Annotated in this window: 1 protein-coding gene; it reads left to right on the forward strand. The window is 49.4% G+C overall.

The genetic code is table 11. The annotated features are described in order from the left end of the window. Window positions 1-89: 89 nt before the first annotated feature. Complete coding sequence (locus tag VB712_RS10825; protein WP_323254576.1) at window positions 90-878, forward strand: IS5 family transposase; 789 nt, start codon at window positions 90-92, stop codon at window positions 876-878. Window positions 879-902: the final 24 nt, after the last annotated feature.

Here is a 902-nt window from a genome sequence, read left to right on the forward strand (position 1 = left end):
TAGAGGGTATCTGTGAAGAAAAGATAAAGAAGAGGGGGGTGAAAGCCTCAAAAGAGGGAAAAAGGGGATAAAGAACGCAAGAGTAGAAAATGCCTAGACAAGGATACCCCAGCGATGTGAGCGACGCAGAATGGGAAATCATCGAACCCTTATTGCCCGCAGCCAAGTCCGAAACCGGTCGGGGGAGAAGGAGAACCGTGGATTTGAGAGGAGTGTACAACGCGATTCGATATCTCACTCGCACGGGATGTGCGTGGGAGTTGCTCCCCAATGACTTTCCACCGCCGAAAACGGTCTATGGGTATTGGCGCAAGTGGGAAAAGAAAGGTGTATGGCAAAAGATTCACGATGAGTTGAGGAAGAGAGTCAGAGAGCAAGAAGGTCGCTCCAAAACAGCAACGGGAGGACTCATCGATAGCCAATCGGTGAAAACCACAGATATCGGAGGCAGTGACCGGGGCTACGACGGGGGCAAAAAAATCAATGGGCGTAAACGTCACATCATGGTTGATACCTTGGGGTTGCTCATCACGGTGATTGTTCATGCCGCGAATTTCGCCGATAGCACCTCAGCCCGGATGGTGGTTGCTGATGCCCATTTGAATGAACCCACCCTGGAGCATATCTGGGCAGATCAAGGCTATCGAGGCGATAGATTGCAGCGCGTGGCGGATAGCTGTGCAGTGGAATTGGAAGTGGTTGAACGGACTGAACCGGGTTTTGCGGTTCTACCGAAACGTTGGGTAGTAGAACGGACATTTGCTTGGTTGGGGAAGTATCGCCGTTTAAGTAAAGACTATGAGCGTCTTCCCCAAATGAGTGAGTGTTTTGTTTATCAAGCCATGACATCTTTAATGCTCAAACGTCTTGCTGTTTAATCTTTTCTTTACAGATACCTTCTA

This window comes from Spirulina sp. CCNP1310 (assembly GCF_034932185.1).
Taxonomy (GTDB): Bacteria; Cyanobacteriota; Cyanobacteriia; order Cyanobacteriales; family Spirulinaceae; genus Spirulina.

What these genes read in the sequence shown, in the direction of transcription:
- VB712_RS10825 (WP_323254576.1), top strand. Translation starts at nt 90, where the DNA reads ATGCCTAGACAAGGATACCCCAGCGATGTGAGCGACGCAGAATGGGAA.